The organism is Streptomyces tagetis, from assembly GCF_018069565.1.
Taxonomy (GTDB): Bacteria; Actinomycetota; Actinomycetes; order Streptomycetales; family Streptomycetaceae; genus Streptomyces; species Streptomyces tagetis.
Genome location: NZ_JAGPNL010000001.1, coordinates 1,497,470 through 1,513,394 on the forward strand (window position 1 = coordinate 1,497,470; position 15,925 = coordinate 1,513,394).

Below are 15,925 nucleotides of genomic sequence, written 5' to 3' on the forward strand. Positions count from 1 at the left end.
TTCGGGGGTTTCGGGCAGGGGCGGAGGACCCACACCCGGATGAGCCAAGGTTAGCCTTGCCTAACCTATAGGCTGTGCGGGCGATCGAGATACAGGTGACACGCCCAACTCGCCAGCGACGAGGAGAAGTTGACATGATCGGCCGGTCAGCCCAGGAAACTCCCCGAACGAGCCGCAGGCCGGGACGGCTCCACGTCACCCGGGTCGGCGCGGTCCGCGACCTCACCCCCCGGATGAGGCGCATCACCTTCACCGACCCGGAACTGACCGGCTTCCTCAGCAACGGCACCGACCAGCACGTGGCGATGTACTTCTACGAACCCCACGTCACCCTGCCCCGCCCCTTCACCACCGAGACGGCCCGCGCGCTGCTCCCCGAGGCCCGCCCCCGGCTGCGCCGCTACACCATCCGGCACCACCGTCCGCACAGCGGCGAGGTCGACATGGACTTCGTGCTGCACGGCGCCGACCAGCTCGCCTCCGGCTGGGCCGAGCGCGCCCGGCCCGGTGACGAGGCCATCTGGTTCGGCCCCAGCCCCGCCCACCCGCTCGACACCGAAGCCGCCTGGACCGTCCTGCTCGGCGACGAGACCGCCCTGCCGGCCATCGCCGTCATCCTCGAAGAGCTGCCCGCCGGCCACCCCGTGACCGTCCTCGCCGAAGTCGCCGACGCCGAGGAGGAACTCCCGCTCCCCACCCGCGCCGACGCCCGGGTGCGCTGGCTGCACCGCCGGCGACGCCCGGCAGGGGAACTCCTCGTCCGGCACGCCCGTGCCCTGCGCACACCACCCGGCCGCGGCCGGGTCTGGGGCGGCGCCGAACGCGAGGTGATCCGCACCCTGCGCGGCCACTTCACCCGGACCCTCGGCATGGACCGCTCCGACACCCACCTCACCGCCTACTGGACGCGCGGCGAGACCCAGGACAGCGAGGTCTGAGGCGCGTGCCCACCGTCCCCCTCAACGGCATCGACCTCTCCTACGACGACCAGGGAACGGGCGACCCCGTCGTCCTGGTCATGGGCTCCGGCGCCTCCCGCCGCCTCTGGCACCTGCATCAGGTGCCGGCGCTGACCGCCGCCGGACACCGCGTCGTCACCCTCGACAACCGGGGCATGCCCCCGAACGAGAAGCCGGCCGGCGGCATCACCCTCGCCGCCATGGCCGGCGACGTCCTCGCCCTCATCGACCACCTGCGCCTGCCCCCCTGCCGCCTCGTCGGCTACTCACTCGGCGCGTCGGTCGTCGCGGAAGTCCTGCTCACCCGGCCCGAGGCGGTCCGCCAGGCCGTCCTGCTGGCCGGACGCGCCCGGACCGACGCCTTCGGCCGCGCGATCACCCGCGCCGAACGCGCCCTCGCCGACAGCGGCCTCCCCCTCCCCCCGGCCCACCACGCCGTGCACAGCGCCCTGCGCTACCTCTCGCCCACCACCCTCCGCGACGACCAGGCCGTCCAGGACTGGCTGGACCTCTTCCAGCACGCGGCGCAGCCCGCCGGACCCGGCCTGCTCGCCCAACTCGACCTGGACGACGCCGGCGACCGGCGCGCGGAGTACCGCACCATCCGTACCCCCGCGCTCTGCGTCGGCTTCCGCGACGACACCGCCGTACCCGCCGCCGCGACCCGGGAACTCGCCGACTGCCTGCCCGGCGCCCGGTACCTCGAACTGCCCGACTGCGGACACTACGGCCACCTCGAACGCCCCGCCGAGGTCAACGCCGCCCTGCTGGACTTCTTCGCCGGAAGTGAGGCATGACGACCACACCCCCCACCCCGACGCGGGCGGAGCACTCCGGCACCGCCGACGCGCTCCGCCTCCTCGGCGGCTGCCTGCGCGAGCGGACCGGCCTGCTCACCCTCGCCGCAGGCGGCGGACTCCTCTACCAGGCGGCACTCATCGCCATCCCCTGGTGCGTCGAACGCGCCGTCGACCAGGGCCTCGTCGAAGGCGACGGCGACACCCTGCGCACCTGGGCACTGGCGGTCCTCGCGGCCGGTGCCGTCGCCGCCCTCGCGGAGATGGTCCTCGGCTGGTTCTCCACGCTGGCGGCCACCCTGGAGGGCAACCGCCTCTACACCGCCCTCGCCGACCGCGTCGCCGCCCCCGGCCCCCGGCGACTCGCCCACTTCGGCGAGGGAGACCTCGGCATGCGCGGCACCCGGGACATCGACCTCGTCCGCACCTGGCTCATGGGCTTCGCCTCGTTCGTCACCGGTGTCGGCGGCTTCGTCCTGATGATCGTCGCCATCGTGCGCCTCGACCCCCTCCTCGCGGTGGTCTGCCTGCTGTGCGTCCCGCCCCTGGTGTTCCTCAACACCTACTGGTTCCCCCGGCGTTTCGGAAAGGCCAACGCCGCCCTCTCGGCCGCCCACGCCGCCCGCGCCGACGCCGTCGAGGAACTCCTCTCCGCCCAAGCGGCCGTCCGCGGCCTCGGCGGCGAGAGCGCCCTGGTACGCCGCCACGACGCCCGCAGCGCCGACGTCACCCGGCACACCCTGGTCACCGCCCGGATCTCCGCCGACTGGGCGGCACTCTCCCCGTTCGTGCCCGCCCTCGCCATCGGCGCCGGACTCGCCTTCGGCGGACTCGCCGTGCTGCGCGGCACCATGTCCGTCGGCGGCATCGTCGCCTTCACCAGTTGGATGAGCATGCTCGTCCTGTGGGTCGGCGTCCTGACCATGCGCCTCGGCCAGCTCAGCCAGGCCACCACCGCGGCCCGCCGGCTCCAGGAGGTGCTCCGGCCCGGCCCCGGTGAACGGGACGGCACCGCCCCCGCCCTCCCGCTCCCCGCCGCCGGCGACCTCGTCGCCGACCGGGTGAGCGTCCGCGCCGGCGCCAGGACCGTGCTCCCGCCCACCCGGCTCACGGTCCGGCCGGGCGAGTTCGTCGCCCTCACCGGCCCGACGGCCTCCGGCAAGACCACCCTGTTACGCGTCCTCGCCCACCTCACCCCCGCCGACGAAGGCACCGTCCGCTACGGCGGCGTACCCCTCGACGGGGCCGACCCCGGGGAGGTCCACCGGCGCATCGGCTTCGTCCCGCAGCGCCCCGTCACCCTCTCCGGCACCCTCGCCGACAACCTGCGCCTGGGGGCCGCCCACACCGACGACGAACTCCACGCCGCCCTGCACACCGCCGCCCTCGACGAACACGTCCGCTCCCTGCCCGACGGCCTGGACACGGAGGTCGGCGAGGGCGGCACCACCCTGTCCGGCGGGCAACTGCAACGCCTGGCGCTCGCCCGCGCGCTGCTGCGCCGCCCGGCGGTCCTGCTCCTCGACGACGTCACGTCCGCCGTCGACACCGGCACCGAACGCCTCATCGTCGACCGGCTGCGGGCCTGGGCCGGGCAGACCGCCCTGGTCGTGGCGACCCACCGCCCGGCCCTCCTCGACGCGGCCGACCGCGTCCTGAAACTGGAACCCGCCGGTGCGCCGGCCGGCCGGGAAGCAGAGGTGAGGACCGGTGGCTGAACAGAAGCTCCTGAGCGCGTCCCCCGACGGCCGCCGGGTCCTGCGGCGGGCCTGGAGCCACACCGAGGGCCACCGCCGCCTCGTCGCCCTCGCCCTCGCCACCAGCACCGCCGCCACCCTCACCACCGTGGCGGTCCCCGCCGTCATCGGCCTCGGCGTCGACCGGCTCCTCCAGGGCGACCGCGACGGCCTCCTCACCGCGGCCGGGGCCCTGGCCGTGCTCGCACTGCTGCGGCTGGCGCTCTTCCGGCAGTCGGAGATCCTGCTGATCGAGGCCGGCGAGCGGGTGGTGCGCCGGCTGAGGGAACTCGCCGTCCGACGGCTCTCCCGGGCACCCCTGCGGTTCCTGGAGGCGCAGCCCGCGGGCGACCTGCTGCGCCGCGCCACCACCGAGATCGCCGACCTCGCCGGCTTCGTCCGCGGACAGTTGCCCGACGTCCTGAACGTCGCCGGCTACCTGCTCTTCACCCTCGTCCTGCTGCTCAGCCAGTCCTGGCTCATGACCCTCGCCCTGCTCCTCGTCTTCGTCCCGGCGCTGCTGTGGGTGCTGCGCCGGTTCAAGAAGGCGGCCCCGCCCGCCTTCGCCGCCGAGGCCGCCGCCGCCGGCCGGGTCGCCGCCACGTACCAGGAACTCGTGGCCGCCCGCGAGATGCTGTTCACCCACGGCGGCACCCCCTACTGGCGGCAGCGCTTCGTCCGGGACAACGAAGCCCGCTACCGGGCCGCGCGGCGCACCCAGCGCACGCTGTTCGTGATCAGCCTGTCCAGGATCGTGCAGGGCCTCACCACCGCCGCCCTGCTCCTCGTCGGCGGCCTGCTGGTCTCCGAGGGCCGGGTCAGTGTCGGCGTCGTCGTGGTGTTCGTCCTCGCCACCCGCCAGCTCTTCGACTCCGCGACCCAGGCGTCCAACCTCGTCGGCCAGGTCCAGCACACCGTCACCGGCCTCGCGCGCCTGCTCGACCTGCTGGCCGTCACCGGCCCCGACGCCGCCACCCCGGTCCCCGCGCCACGGGCCACGGCACACGCGGCCCGGCGCACCTCGGCACGCGGGCCCCTGGAAGCGGAGGCCGTGCACTACGCGTACACCCACGGCACCGAGGTCCTGCGCGGGCTCTCCCTGCGGGTGGAGGCGGGGGAGCGGGTGGGTCTTGCCGGCCCGACCGGCGCCGGCAAGACCACCCTGGCCAAGCTCCTCACCGGCCTCTACACCCCCGACCGCGGCCGGGTCCGGTACGACGGAGTCGACCTCGCCGAACTCCCCCCGGACGAACTGCGCAACCGGGTGGTCCTCGTCCCCCAACGGGTGCACCTGATCACCGGATCGCTCCTGGACAACCTCGGCCTCGTCCCCGGTGATCCGGACGAGAGGGCGGTCCGCCGCGCCGTGGAACACCTCGGGCTGACCGACTGGACCGACGCCCTCCCCGGCGGGCTGCACACCCCGCTGGGAGGCGACCGGGGACGGCTCTCCGCCGGGGAGCTCCAGATCGTCGGCCTGGTCCGCGCGGCCCTGCTGGACCCGGCCGTCCTCGTCCTCGACGAGGCCACCGCGGACATCGACCCGGACACCGCGGCCCGACTGGAGACCGCCCTCGACGCCCTGCGCACCGACCGCACCCTGATCACCATCGCCCACCGGGAGGCCACCATCGCCCGCCTGCCCCGCGTGGTGCGCCTCGACCGGGGGGAGGCCGAGTCCTCGCGCCTGACGAGGTAGCCCGGAAGCTTGCCCTCGCCGCCGCCACAACTTAGGGTACCTTTAGTTGCTAGGGGTAACTTCGCTTGTGGGGGTGGCGTGTGGCGCGTGTGGGTGGCCGGCCGCGTCAGATCGGACCGGCCGACATCGTCCGGGCCGGCCGAGAACTGGGCCTGCGGAACCTGAGCATGAACGCGGTGGCGGCGGCGCTGGGAGTCTCGTCCACCGCGCTCTACCGCCACGTGGAGGGCAGGTGGGGACTGGAGCGGCTGGTGGGGGAGAGCATCCTGGCGGAACTCGACTTCCACGACTCCCCGGCTGACGGCCCCGTTCCCCACCTGCTGTCCACCGCACTGCAGTTGCGGTCCTTCCTGCTGCGGCACCCCGGCCTGACCCACTACGTGCAGACCCTGTTCCCCCGCGGCGACGGTGGCCGGCGCCTGCTGGCCGCGGCGGCCGAGTCGCTCGTACGGCGCGGGTACTCCACGGACGCGGCGATCGTGCTCTCCGCCGCGGTCGCCTCCGTGGTCATCGGCTACGCGGCCACCGAGGAAGCGCAGGCCGAGCGGTCCGAGGACCTCGACGAGCAGCGGCGGGGCGTCGAGGAGGGGCTCCTCGCGGACTCCCGTCTCGGGGACGCGCATCGCACGCTGCCCGTGATCGCCGCCGACGAATACGTACGGCTGTGGCTGGGGGCCGCGATCCGCGGGTTCGTGGAGGCCGCGCCGCCGGGACGCCCGGTGGACGAGATCAGGGTGGCGCTGCGTGCCGCCGGAGAGGACCAGTGATGGCCAAGCGTGGCGTGAACGGGGTGATCACGCGTGCCTACGGTGCGCGGGACCACGAGGCGACGGTCACCGGGACGGAGTTGCTCGCGCCCCATTTCCTGCGTGTCCGGATGGCCTCGCCGACGCTGTTGCAGGACGCGGTGGTCGCCCCGGCGGCCTATCTGCGGTTCTGGATGCCGGACCCGGACGATCCCGAGATCGAGCACCAGCGCGGGTACACGCTCGCGGAGGCGGACCCCGCCACGGGGGAGTTCGCGGTGGACTTCGTGCTGCACGAGCCGGCCGGCCCGGCCTCCACATGGGCCCGGCGTGCGGAACCGGGCACGACGGTGCGGGTCACCTCGCTGGGATCGACGCGGCGTCTCTCCGCAGCCCGTCAGTAACCCTCAACAACCCCAGTTACACCGCTTGTTTGACAGACCCTGGTCTGGCAGGCAGCCGACATCCACGCGGCTGACCTCCCCCGCGGAGTCCGCCTGCGCGCGGTGGTCCCCCTCGCTCCTGCCGACTACCACGTTCCCGATCCGGATTCACCCGAGCACCTCGACTACCGCATCACAAAGATCCCGTTCGCCGTGCTGGCCGGGGGCTGCGACGGGGGCGCGGCCATGAACCGCCGCACTTTCGCGAAGAACGCGGCCGGGCGGAACACGGCCCCCTTCTACGAGGTGGACCTCGCCGGCGCGAACCACAATTTCTTCAACTCCGAATGGGCATACGACAACGACGCCAGTTGTGCCCCGCAGGACACCTGGAGCCCGACCCAGGTGCAGGACGCCACGAGCCGGTACATCGTCTCTTTCTTCCGGTTCCACATCCTCGGTGGCCAATCCGTCGAAGACACCGTCCTCCACGGATTTCCGGGGGTCCGGGTCACCACCCATCAGCCGGTGGGCCGACTGACCTCCGGAAGGTGACCGCGGAGCCCGTCGCCTCTCCAGGCACGCTCTGAGACGCGCCTCGTTCCCGGCCGGCCCCGATCTGCCCCGGCGCCTTGCCGTCGGCGGTCCGTCCCAACGCCGAACCAGGCCACCTTCTTACGGCGGAGACCGCCGGTGCTACGGGGAACCACAAGCGACCACGATGCACTTCAGCCACGTGATCGATCCGCGGAACGCCCACTCCTACCCCGGTCGGGGTGACTTCACGGCCGGGTGCGTTGCTCGGCGGCGTCGAACGCGGGCGCGAGCGGAGCCAGTGCCGCGCGGAGTCGGTCGGGCAGTGAGCCGGAGGGCAGGACCAGTTCTCCGGCACCGGAACGCCCGGCGGTCCCCGCGTTCCCAGTCGGCCGGAGCCAGCCTTCCAGCGCGATGCGAACCGCCGCGGCCACGCTCGCCGCGAGAACGCGGGCCGTGTGCGCTCCGGCGTCACCCAGGCGTTCGGCGATCACCGCCGTGAGAGGGGGCTCGATGTCGGCGGTGGTGTCGAGGAACGCGTCGCGCAACGCGGTCCGGGTGGTGATCAGCAGCAGTGCCTCGTGTGCGCGCTCACCGGTGTCGGTGTACTGCTCGACCACTGCTTCGGTGACGGCGTCAGTCAGGCGCACACCTGCGGGCCGGGCCGCGACCGCCGCCGCGATCCGCGCCTCCCGGTCCGCGGTGACAGCGGAGACGATCGCCTGCTCGCGGCTGGCGAAGTAGTTGTTGTAGGTGCGCGGCGAAACCCCGGCCGCTTCGGCGATGTCCTCGACCCGGACCTGGTCGGGGCCGCGCTCCACGGCCAGGCGCAGGGCCGCCCTGCGTAGCGCCTCGCGCGTGGCCTGCTTCTTCCGCTCCCGCAGCCCTGGTGGTGGTGTCGTCACGGTGTCAGCGTCCCACATAGAACTGCGTGCACGCAAACTTGCGTGCACGCAGTTTCCTTGGCAGTCTCGGCCGCCCGAGACCCGACAGGGACCCGCCCGAGACCTGACAGAGAGGGCGTCACCATGCGAGCAAGAGGAATGACCTACGACACCGGGTTCGTCGTGCACGGCCGGATATCCCGCGAGGACCTCGACCCCGCGGTGGTCCGGCGCGAACTCGCCATCATCCGCGACGACCTGCACTGCGACGCGGTCCAGATCATCGGCGGCGACCCGGACCGGCTGGAGCTGGCCGCCGGTGCCGCCGCCGGACTCGGCCTGGAGGTCTGGTTCTCGCCCTACCCGCTGGAGCTGGAACCGGAGCAGATCCTCACGCTCTTCCGCGACTGCGCCGAGCGGGCGGAACGGCTCCGGCGGCAGGGGGCCACCGTCGTGTTCGTCGCAGGGGTCGAACTGAGCGTCATGAACCGCGGGTTCCTGCCCGGCGAGAGCCCCGAGGAGCGGGTCGAGCGGTTGATGAGCCGACCCGAGCGGCGCGCCGAAGCGATGCGCGAACTCGGCCTGCGCGTCAACGCGTTCCTCCACGACGCCGCGGCCACGGTCCGCGAGCGCTTCCAGGGCAGGCTCACCTACGCATCCATCCAGTTCGAGCAGGTCGACTGGGCTCCCTTCGACATCGTGACGTTCGAGCTGATCCGCTCCGCCGAGGTCGCCGACCGGTTCCGGGACGCGGTGCGCACCTTGGCCCAGGGCCCCAAGCCGCTCGCCGTCACCGGGTTCGGCACAGCGGCCTACCGGGGCGCGGGAGACCGCGGCGGGCGGGTGCTGGAAGTGGTCGAGCACGACCCGGAGACCAGGGCCCCTGTACGCCTGAACGGCACGTACGAGCGGGACGAGGCCGGCCAGGCCGCGTATCTGAGCGAACTGCTGGAGATCTTCGAGACCGAGGGCGTGGACAGCGCGTTCGTGTTCTTGTTCGCCTTGCCTGGCTACCCGTACCGCCCGGACGGCGACCCCAGGGACGATCTGGACCGGGCCGGCCTGGGCATCGTCAAACTCCTCGAAGGGCGCCGGGGGAAGACCTACCCCGACATGGACTGGGAACCCAAGGCCGCCTTCGCGGCAGTGGCGCAGCGATATCGGAAATGACGGGCCCCACACGCGGCGGCCGTGGCACCCCGACGACCGAGTCGACGAGAGGGAAACTGCCGGCACGCTCCTCGTTCAGGCCGCCCCCAGGGCCCCGCCCCTGCCACCCCACGATCGGTCGGCGGTGTGGTCCGGCCGGGTTCACTTGCCGGTGATGCTCCACGTGCCGTCGCCGGTCGTGGCGGTTTCGTCAAGGGCGGTCCACGCGGTGTCGTCGAGCTTGAGGGCGGCGAGGAGGTAGGCGGAGACCGCGTCGGCGACGAGGGCGGCGCGGGCGGGGTCCTCGTCGGTGGTTTCGGCGGCCATCTCGCCGACGATGCCGCCCAGGCCGTGCTCGCCCTCGGCGATGACGAGCAGGCTCTTCGGGGACGGGCTGAGGTGGTAGGCGTCGGTGAACCACTCCGGCCCCCGGGTGGAGAGCTGCGACTGGTCCCGGCCGCCCGCGACGACCAGGGCCGGGGTGGTCATCGTGGAGTAGTCCGGCCTCATGAACGGAAGGTGCTCCGCGGCGAACGGGGTGAGCGTGTCGCCGGTTCCGGTCGCGGCGATCAGTGCGCCGGCCGAGACCGCGGGGTGGGAGAAGTCCTCTCCGGGCGTGCCGTCGGCGTCGAGCACGCGCGCGCCGAGGACCGCGCCGGCCGTCTGGGCGCCCCAGGAGTGGCCGGCGACGGCGACGCGCTCGTGGTCGGCGCGGGTCTCCAGGCCGCCCGCCTGGCGAAGGATGTCGCCGAGGCCGTCGAGGACCGCGTGGAGGTCGGCGATCCGCACGCGCCAGATGGTGTCGAAGCGCGGGTCGTCCCACCCGATGCCGTGGCGGCGGGAGTCCAGGTGGGTGGGCTGTACCACGACGAAACCGGCCGCGGCCCACCGGTCGACGAGGGGCTCGTATCCGTCCATGGACCATGCGTTGCCGTGCGAGAAGACGATGACGGGAAGGTCCTGGCCCGAGACCGGGGCGGTGACCTTCACCAGCAGGTCGACGCCGCGGCCGGGCGCGGGGACGGTGAGGGGCTTGACCGAGACGATCCGCTGGTCACGGTGGTGGGAAGGCATGGGGGGGCCTGCGCTTTCTCCATGGGGTCGCTCTGCCATACTTTGGCGGAGCGTTGTTCCGCCAATCTAGCGGAACATTGTTCCGCGAGTAAAGGAGGAGCCCGTGCGGGAACCGGTCGGAGTACGCCAGGCACAGGCGCAGCGCACCCGGAGCGGCGTGCTGGCGGCCGCGGCGGCGGTCTTCGTGGAGCAGGGGGTCCAGGCGCCCATCCGCGACATCGCCGAGCGCGCCGGTGTCGGCATCGGCACGATCTACCGGAACTTCCCGACCCGGGCGGACCTCGTCACCGCCGTCTACCGGCACCAGATCGACACCTGCGTCGCACTCGCGCCCCGGCTCCTGGCGGAATCGGCCTCCCCGTTCATCGCCCTGACCCGCTGGGTGGACGCGTTCGTGGAGTTCCTGGTGACCAAGCACGGCCTCGGCGCGGCACTGGGGTCCGGCGATCCGGGGCTGGAGAACCTCCACACCCTCATGCTCGACACCCTGCTCCCGGCCGGCGCGATGCTGCTGGAGGCGTGCGACGCCGCCGGCGAAGTCAGGCCCGGCATCACCGCCTATACGCTCATGCGCGCCATCGGAAACCTCTGCATCACCGGCCCCGACTACGACCAGGCCGACGCCAGGCACATGGTCGCCACCCTCCTCGCCGGGACCCGGCCCACCCCCACCGCGTGACGGCCGACGGGCACCACCATGCGGCCCGCCGTGTTAACGTCATACGTTTGCGTGGTCGTCGCGGTGGGCGATGGTGCCTGTTCGGTTTCGCTTGTGCGCGGGCTGATCCATCCTGCCGGGCCTTCCTCGGTACGTTCCTCTGCGGAAGGCTCTTCATGAAGCACACCGATGACTCCGGCATCGCCCACGGCGGTCCCGACCGGCCCGGCCGGCCCGGGGACACGACTCCGGCGCCGCCCCCCGCCGTCTCCTTCGCCGGTCTGGGGCTGCCCGCGGAGGTGCTGCGCACACTGGACGGACTCGGGGTGAGCGAGCCCTTTCCGATCCAGGCCGCCACACTGCCCGACGCCCTGAAGGGGCGCGACGTCCTGGGGCGCGGGCGCACCGGCTCGGGCAAGACGCTCGCCTTCGGCCTGCCGCTGCTGACCCGTACGGCCGGGCGGCGTGCCGAACCCAAGCAGCCCCTCGCCCTGATCCTCGTACCCACCCGGGAGCTGGCCCAACAGGTCACCCAGGCGCTGGCGCCGTACGCCGAGGCGCTGCGGCTGCGGATGGCCACGGTCGTCGGCGGCATGTCGATCGGCCGGCAGGTCACCGAAGTGCGCCAGGGAGCCGAGGTGGTCGTCGCCACCCCCGGACGCCTGCACGACCTGATCGAGCGCAACGCCTGCCGTCTGGGACGGGTGCGGATCACCGTGCTGGACGAGGCCGACCAGATGTGCGACCTGGGATTCCTGCCGCAGGTCACCGACGCGCTCGACCAGGTGCGCCCCGACGGTCAGCGGATGCTCTTCTCGGCCACGCTCGATCACGACGTCGATCTGCTGGTCCGCCGCTACCTCCACGACCCCGTCGTCCACTCGGTCGACCCGTCCGCGGGCACGGTCACGACGATGGAGCACCACGTCCTGGTCGTCCACGGTCCGGACCTCTACGCCGTCACCACCGAGATCGCCGCCCGCGACGGCCGCGTACTGCTCTTCCTCGACACCAAGCACGCCGTCGACCAGCTCACCCGGCATCTGCGGGCCAGTGGCGTGCACGCCGGGGCCCTGCACAGCGGCAAGTCCCAGCCACAGCGCACCCGGACCCTGGCGCAGTTCAAGAACGGCAAGATCACCGTACTGGTGGCGACCAATGTCGCGGCCCGTGGCCTGCACGTCGACGACCTCGACCTCGTCGTCAACGTCGACCCGCCCACCGACCCCAAGGACTATGTGCACCGGGCGGGCCGCACCGCCCGCGCCGGTGAGTCCGGCAGCGTGGTCACGCTCGTGACGTCGGGCCGGCGCCGCGAGACGAGCGGCATGCTGGCCGCGGCCGGTATCGAGGCGACCGTCACCAAGGTGCGCTCGGGCGAGGCGGAGCTGAGCCGGATCACCGGCGCCAAGGCTCCCTCCGGCGTCCCGCTGGACGGCGGGCCCGCCGTCCCCCGGCCCAAGAACACCAACACTCCCTTCCGGGGCCTCGGCACCAGCAAGGACACCTCCCGCGGCGCCGGCGGCAAGTCCCGCAGGTCGGCGGAGGCCCGCAAGCTCGCCGAGGCCCGCAAGGCCGCCCTCGTGCGCCGCAACGGCTGAGAGCGATTGCGCCGGCGGCGAATCTCCCCGCCACGGGATCGATGGCCCCCGGCCCCGCCCGAAGCCCGTCCCGCGCCGCCCCCGCCCACGAAGCGGACGCCCCGGCCGCGCGCAGGGAAGCCCGCCGGGACGGCGCGGGATGATGTCGCCGGTGCCGCGCACCGCTTCCGGCATGACAAGCTGTGTTTGCCCCAACCCCCGAACCCAGGAGGTCACCATGACCGCAGAGCCCGTACCCGCGGAAGGTTCGGAGCCGACCGCCTCCGAGACGCCCGCCGTGGCGCCGGACGGCGACGGCAACTACGACCTCAAGGCCAAGTTCCGCGAGGCCCTCGCGCGCAAGCGCGGTGCGCAGGCGGAGGCCGCCGACGTCGCCGCCAACCCGGACGCGTCGAAGGTGCGCGCCGCGCACGGCCCGGCCGCGAGCCAGCGGTCGTTCCGGCGGAAGAGCGGTGGCTGAGTCGATCAGTCCCGCGGACCCGGCCGCTCGGCCGGCCCGCTGAGCGCGCCCCGGCCACCAGGCAGGCCCGCTGAGCGCGACCCGGCCACCAGGCAGGCCCGCTGAGCGCGACCCGGCCACCAGGGCGGCCCGCTGAGCGCCGCCCGCCCGCGCGTCCCGTGCCGTGGCCCGCAACGCGCGCATCCCCCTGCGCGCGTTGCGGGTGAGACGTAGCCGACGGCCCCGGCTGGGGGAAGGCCCCAGCCGCGGCGGGCACGAGCCGGCGGGGCTGCCGCGGTTGCCGTCGATCCCGCCTCTCCCGGACCTTCTGGGCTTAGCGGCACGTGTATTGGGAAACGACTACTGCGGAGCGGCCGTCGTGACCACGACGCGGCGACCGGTTGACCAGGGGGGTACTGGTGAAGGACGCGCCGTTGTATCTGCGCCCGCGGGTGGAGGCGCCGCTCGCTTCGCTTCTTCGGGACGCGCCGTTCCTGCACTCGCTGTGCGACGCGCTCGGATCGCCGCTGAACGTGCTGCTTCCGGAGGCCGTCGCCGAGAACGCCGCGCGCTTCCGGTCCGTCTACCGGCGTCATCACCTCGCCGGCCGTGTGTACTTCGCTCACAAGGCGAATCGTTCCAGCGCCCTGGTGCGCAGGCTGGCCGCCTGCGACCCCGCGGCCGTCGGGGTCGACGTGGCCTCGCTGGGAGAGTTACGGCACGCGCTGAGCTGCGGGTTCACGGGGGATCGGGTGATGGCCACCGGTCCCAAGGACCGGGAGTTCCTGTGGCTGGCGGCCCGGGTGGGAGCGACGGTCAACCTGGACTCGGCCGGTGAGCTGGAACGACTGGCGCGTCTCGTCCGGACGCACGGACTGGGCCGGGTGGACGTGCTGGTGCGGCTGTCGGAGTTCGAGTCGGACGACGGGCACGCGGGAGCCGGCACGCGGGTGCTCTCGCGCCGCAGCCGCTTCGGCACCCCCGTAGCCGGGGCCGACGAGCTGTGGGACGCGCTGGAACGGCACGGGGACGCCGTCGAACTCGCCGGACTGGCATACCACTTGGACACCACCGGGCTGGAGGAGAAGGCCAGGGCGCTGGAGCGGTGTGTGCTGCTGATGGACGAGTGCCGGGCGAGGGGTCTGAGGCCGCGAGCCGTCGACATCGGCGGCGGTTTCGGAGTCGGATACGTCGCCGACGCCGGTGAGTGGGAGCGGTGGACCACGGCGCTCAGCGAGGCGGTGCTCGGCGTGCGCCCGCCCCTGACCTGGCGCGGCCACGGCTACGGGCTGCGCAACGAGGGCGGCACCGTGCGCGGTACGGCCGCGCTCTACCCCGCCCACCGTCCCGTCGCCGGGCCCGGATACCTCGACGCCCTCCTCTCCCGTCCCGCGCCCGTCCTGGGCCGGCCGCCCGCCACGCTGCTGCTGGAGCACCTGAACGATCTGTACGTCGAACCGGGACGTGCCCTCGTCGACCAGTGCGGGCTGTCGCTGGCCCGGGTGCTGGACGTGCGGCCCACGGGGGACGACCCCACCCGCCACCTGGTGCGCCTGGGCATGAACGCCGGGGACGTGAGCCTGGAGGAGCACGGCGTCCTCGTCGACCCCGTGCTGCTGCCGCGCGGCGGCGGCGATGGCGACCGGGCCGGTGACGGGCCCGTCGGGGTCCATCTGGTCGGCAACCTCTGCCTGGAGGCCGACCTGATCACCCGCCGGCTGGTGCACCTGCCCCGGCTGCCGTGCGCCGGGGACCTGCTGGCCTTCGTGAACACGGCCGGATACGCCATGGACTTCCACGCCCACCACGCCCAGCGCCAGCCGGCCGCGCGGACGGTGGCGGTCACGGAGGAGGACGGTGCCTGGCGCTGGTGCCCCGACGAGGACTACTGGCCGCTCACCGACCCGCAGGGAGTGCCGTCATGAGGTACGACAACATCACCGAGGCGATCGGCAACACACCCCTCGTCCGCATCGACCCGGCCGTTCACGGACTGCGCCACATCGATCTGTACGCCAAGCTGGAGATGCTCAACCCCTTCGGGTCCGTCAAGGACAGGCCCGCCTGGCACATGGCCCGCCCGCACCTTCAGGAGGCGGCGGCCGACGGCGGCGGCACGGTCGTGGAACTCTCCAGCGGCAACACCGCCAAGGCCCTCGCCCTGCTGGCCGGCATGCACGGGCTCAGGTTCAAGAGCGTGACCAACCGGATGCGCGTCCCCGAGATCAAGGAGCTGCTGCTCCTGCTCGGGGCGGAGATCGAGGAACTGCCGGGACAGAGCGAGTGCCTGGACCCGACGGACACCGACGATCCGCTGACCCGGTTCCACCAGGCGCTCTCGGAGCCCGACAGCACGTACCTGCACACCGATCAGTACTTCAACCCGCGCAACGTCGAGGCCCACGCCGCCGGGACCGGACCCGAGATCGTCAAGGACCTGGACGGCCGGGTACCCGACTGGTTCATCGCCTGCGTGGGCACCGCCGGCTCCTCGACCGGTGTCGCCAGGGTGCTGCGCGAGCACGATCCGGGGGTGCGCGTCCTCGGGCTGGTCGCCGACAAGGCCGACTTCATCCCCGGCATCCGCACCATCGACGAGGTCCACCAGGTCGGCCTGTTCGACCCGGCGACGTACGACTCCCTCGCGTCGGTCACCTCCCAGGAGGCCATCGACGGAATGGTCACCCTCATCCGCCGCTGCGGGCTGCTCTCGGGCCCGACCGGTGGCGCCGCCTACCAGGGCGCCGTCCGGCACCTGGCGTCCGTCGACGCCGGACTGACGGGCACCGGAAGCCGCCGCACCGCGGTGTTCATCGTCTGCGACCGGGCCGAGAGCTATCTCAGCTACGTACGCGCGCGGCGCCCGGAGCTGCTGGGAGGAACGCGCCGCGGTCACCTGGTCACCTCGCTCACCGACAGCGAGGTCCGCGCCGGGGCCCGGGTCGTCGGCGTCGACGACGCCCGGCGCTGGATGGCCGAGGGCGACCCCCGTCCGCTCGTGGTCGACCTGCGCGGACCGCACGCCTACGCGGCGCTGCACATCGAGGGCTCGGTCAACATCGTCGACGAGCTGTTCGAGGAACTGGTGCGGACCGGGCTGCCGTTCAGCAAGCGGACGCCGGTGCTGCTGGCCTGTCCCGTGGGGGAGAAGTCGCTGCGCTACGCCGCGTTGCTGGCCCGCATGGGCCACCCGGACGTGCGCAGCCTGGCGGGCGGCGTCGTCGCCTGGCGGGACGCGGGCGCACCGCTGGTGAGGGAGTGAGCCG

15 protein-coding genes are annotated in these 15,925 nt (G+C 73.1%); 13 read left to right on the forward strand and 2 right to left on the reverse strand.

Translation table 11 applies throughout. The features are described from left to right. Window positions 1–134 precede the first annotated feature (134 nt). The 7 genes from J5Y05_RS06305 (at window position 135) to J5Y05_RS06335 (ending at window position 6,875) form a co-directional block, all read left to right on the forward strand. Entirely contained in the window at window positions 135–938 is an 804-nt protein-coding gene (locus J5Y05_RS06305; RefSeq protein WP_247614051.1) for a siderophore-interacting protein, read from the forward strand. A 5-nt stretch (window positions 939–943) separates the two neighbouring features. Beyond that, window positions 944–1,756: an alpha/beta fold hydrolase gene (locus J5Y05_RS06310; protein WP_210868911.1), complete on the forward strand. Its 813-nt coding sequence runs from the start codon at window positions 944–946 to the stop codon at window positions 1,754–1,756. Beyond that, window positions 1,753–3,474: an ABC transporter ATP-binding protein gene (locus J5Y05_RS06315; protein ID WP_210868913.1), complete on the forward strand. Its 1,722-nt coding sequence runs from the start codon at window positions 1,753–1,755 to the stop codon at window positions 3,472–3,474. The genes J5Y05_RS06310 and J5Y05_RS06315 overlap by 4 nt, the downstream gene beginning before the upstream one ends. Then, on the forward strand, window positions 3,467–5,191 hold the full coding sequence (locus J5Y05_RS06320; RefSeq protein WP_210868915.1) for an ABC transporter ATP-binding protein: 1,725 nt from the start codon (window positions 3,467–3,469) through the stop codon (window positions 5,189–5,191). Before J5Y05_RS06315 ends, J5Y05_RS06320 begins: the two co-directional genes overlap by 8 nt. An 80-nt stretch (window positions 5,192–5,271) precedes the next feature. Further along, window positions 5,272–5,958: a TetR/AcrR family transcriptional regulator gene (locus J5Y05_RS06325; RefSeq protein ID WP_210868917.1), complete on the forward strand. Its 687-nt coding sequence runs from the start codon at window positions 5,272–5,274 to the stop codon at window positions 5,956–5,958. Further along, complete coding sequence (locus J5Y05_RS06330; RefSeq protein WP_210868919.1) at window positions 5,958–6,341, forward strand: siderophore-interacting protein; 384 nt, start codon at window positions 5,958–5,960, stop codon at window positions 6,339–6,341. The genes J5Y05_RS06325 and J5Y05_RS06330 overlap by 1 nt, the downstream gene beginning before the upstream one ends. A 102-nt stretch (window positions 6,342–6,443) precedes the next feature. Continuing rightward, window positions 6,444–6,875, forward strand: a complete 432-nt coding sequence (locus J5Y05_RS06335) for a hypothetical protein (protein WP_210868921.1) — start codon at window positions 6,444–6,446, stop codon at window positions 6,873–6,875. A gap of 227 nt (window positions 6,876–7,102) precedes the next feature. Here the strand turns inward: J5Y05_RS06335 and J5Y05_RS06340 are convergent, their stop codons facing one another. Next, window positions 7,103–7,759, reverse strand: coding sequence for a TetR/AcrR family transcriptional regulator (locus J5Y05_RS06340; protein ID WP_210868923.1), 657 nt, complete (start codon window positions 7,757–7,759; stop codon window positions 7,103–7,105). Window positions 7,760–7,897: 138 nt separating this feature from the next. Between J5Y05_RS06340 and J5Y05_RS06345 the strand changes: the two genes are divergently transcribed. Next, on the forward strand, window positions 7,898–8,908 hold the full coding sequence (locus tag J5Y05_RS06345; protein WP_210869747.1) for a glycoside hydrolase family 113 protein: 1,011 nt from the start codon (window positions 7,898–7,900) through the stop codon (window positions 8,906–8,908). Between the two features lie 141 nt (window positions 8,909–9,049). Here the strand turns inward: J5Y05_RS06345 and J5Y05_RS06350 are convergent, their stop codons facing one another. Next, window positions 9,050–9,961, reverse strand: a complete 912-nt coding sequence (locus J5Y05_RS06350) for an alpha/beta hydrolase family protein (RefSeq protein ID WP_210868925.1) — start codon at window positions 9,959–9,961, stop codon at window positions 9,050–9,052. Window positions 9,962–10,064: 103 nt separating this feature from the next. On the opposite strand from J5Y05_RS06350, the gene J5Y05_RS06355 reads away from it, so the two are divergent. The 5 genes from J5Y05_RS06355 (at window position 10,065) to J5Y05_RS06375 (ending at window position 15,921) form a co-directional block, all read left to right on the forward strand. Next, on the forward strand, window positions 10,065–10,640 hold the full coding sequence (locus J5Y05_RS06355) for a TetR/AcrR family transcriptional regulator (protein WP_210868928.1): 576 nt from the start codon (window positions 10,065–10,067) through the stop codon (window positions 10,638–10,640). A 155-nt stretch (window positions 10,641–10,795) separates the two neighbouring features. Continuing rightward, window positions 10,796–12,220: a DEAD/DEAH box helicase gene (locus J5Y05_RS06360; RefSeq protein ID WP_210868930.1), complete on the forward strand. Its 1,425-nt coding sequence runs from the start codon at window positions 10,796–10,798 to the stop codon at window positions 12,218–12,220. A gap of 217 nt (window positions 12,221–12,437) precedes the next feature. Then, window positions 12,438–12,680, forward strand: coding sequence for a DUF5302 domain-containing protein (locus J5Y05_RS06365; protein WP_210868932.1), 243 nt, complete (start codon window positions 12,438–12,440; stop codon window positions 12,678–12,680). Window positions 12,681–13,078: 398 nt separating this feature from the next. Continuing rightward, window positions 13,079–14,584 carry a Y4yA family PLP-dependent enzyme gene (locus tag J5Y05_RS06370; RefSeq protein WP_372450461.1) on the forward strand — a complete coding sequence of 502 codons (1,506 nt, stop codon included), beginning with the start codon at window positions 13,079–13,081 and terminating at the stop codon, window positions 14,582–14,584. Next, window positions 14,581–15,921 (forward strand): pyridoxal-phosphate dependent enzyme, encoded by a 1,341-nt coding sequence (locus J5Y05_RS06375; protein ID WP_210868934.1) that lies wholly within the window; start codon window positions 14,581–14,583, stop codon window positions 15,919–15,921. Before J5Y05_RS06370 ends, J5Y05_RS06375 begins: the two co-directional genes overlap by 4 nt. The last annotated feature ends 4 nt before the right edge of the window (window positions 15,922–15,925 follow it).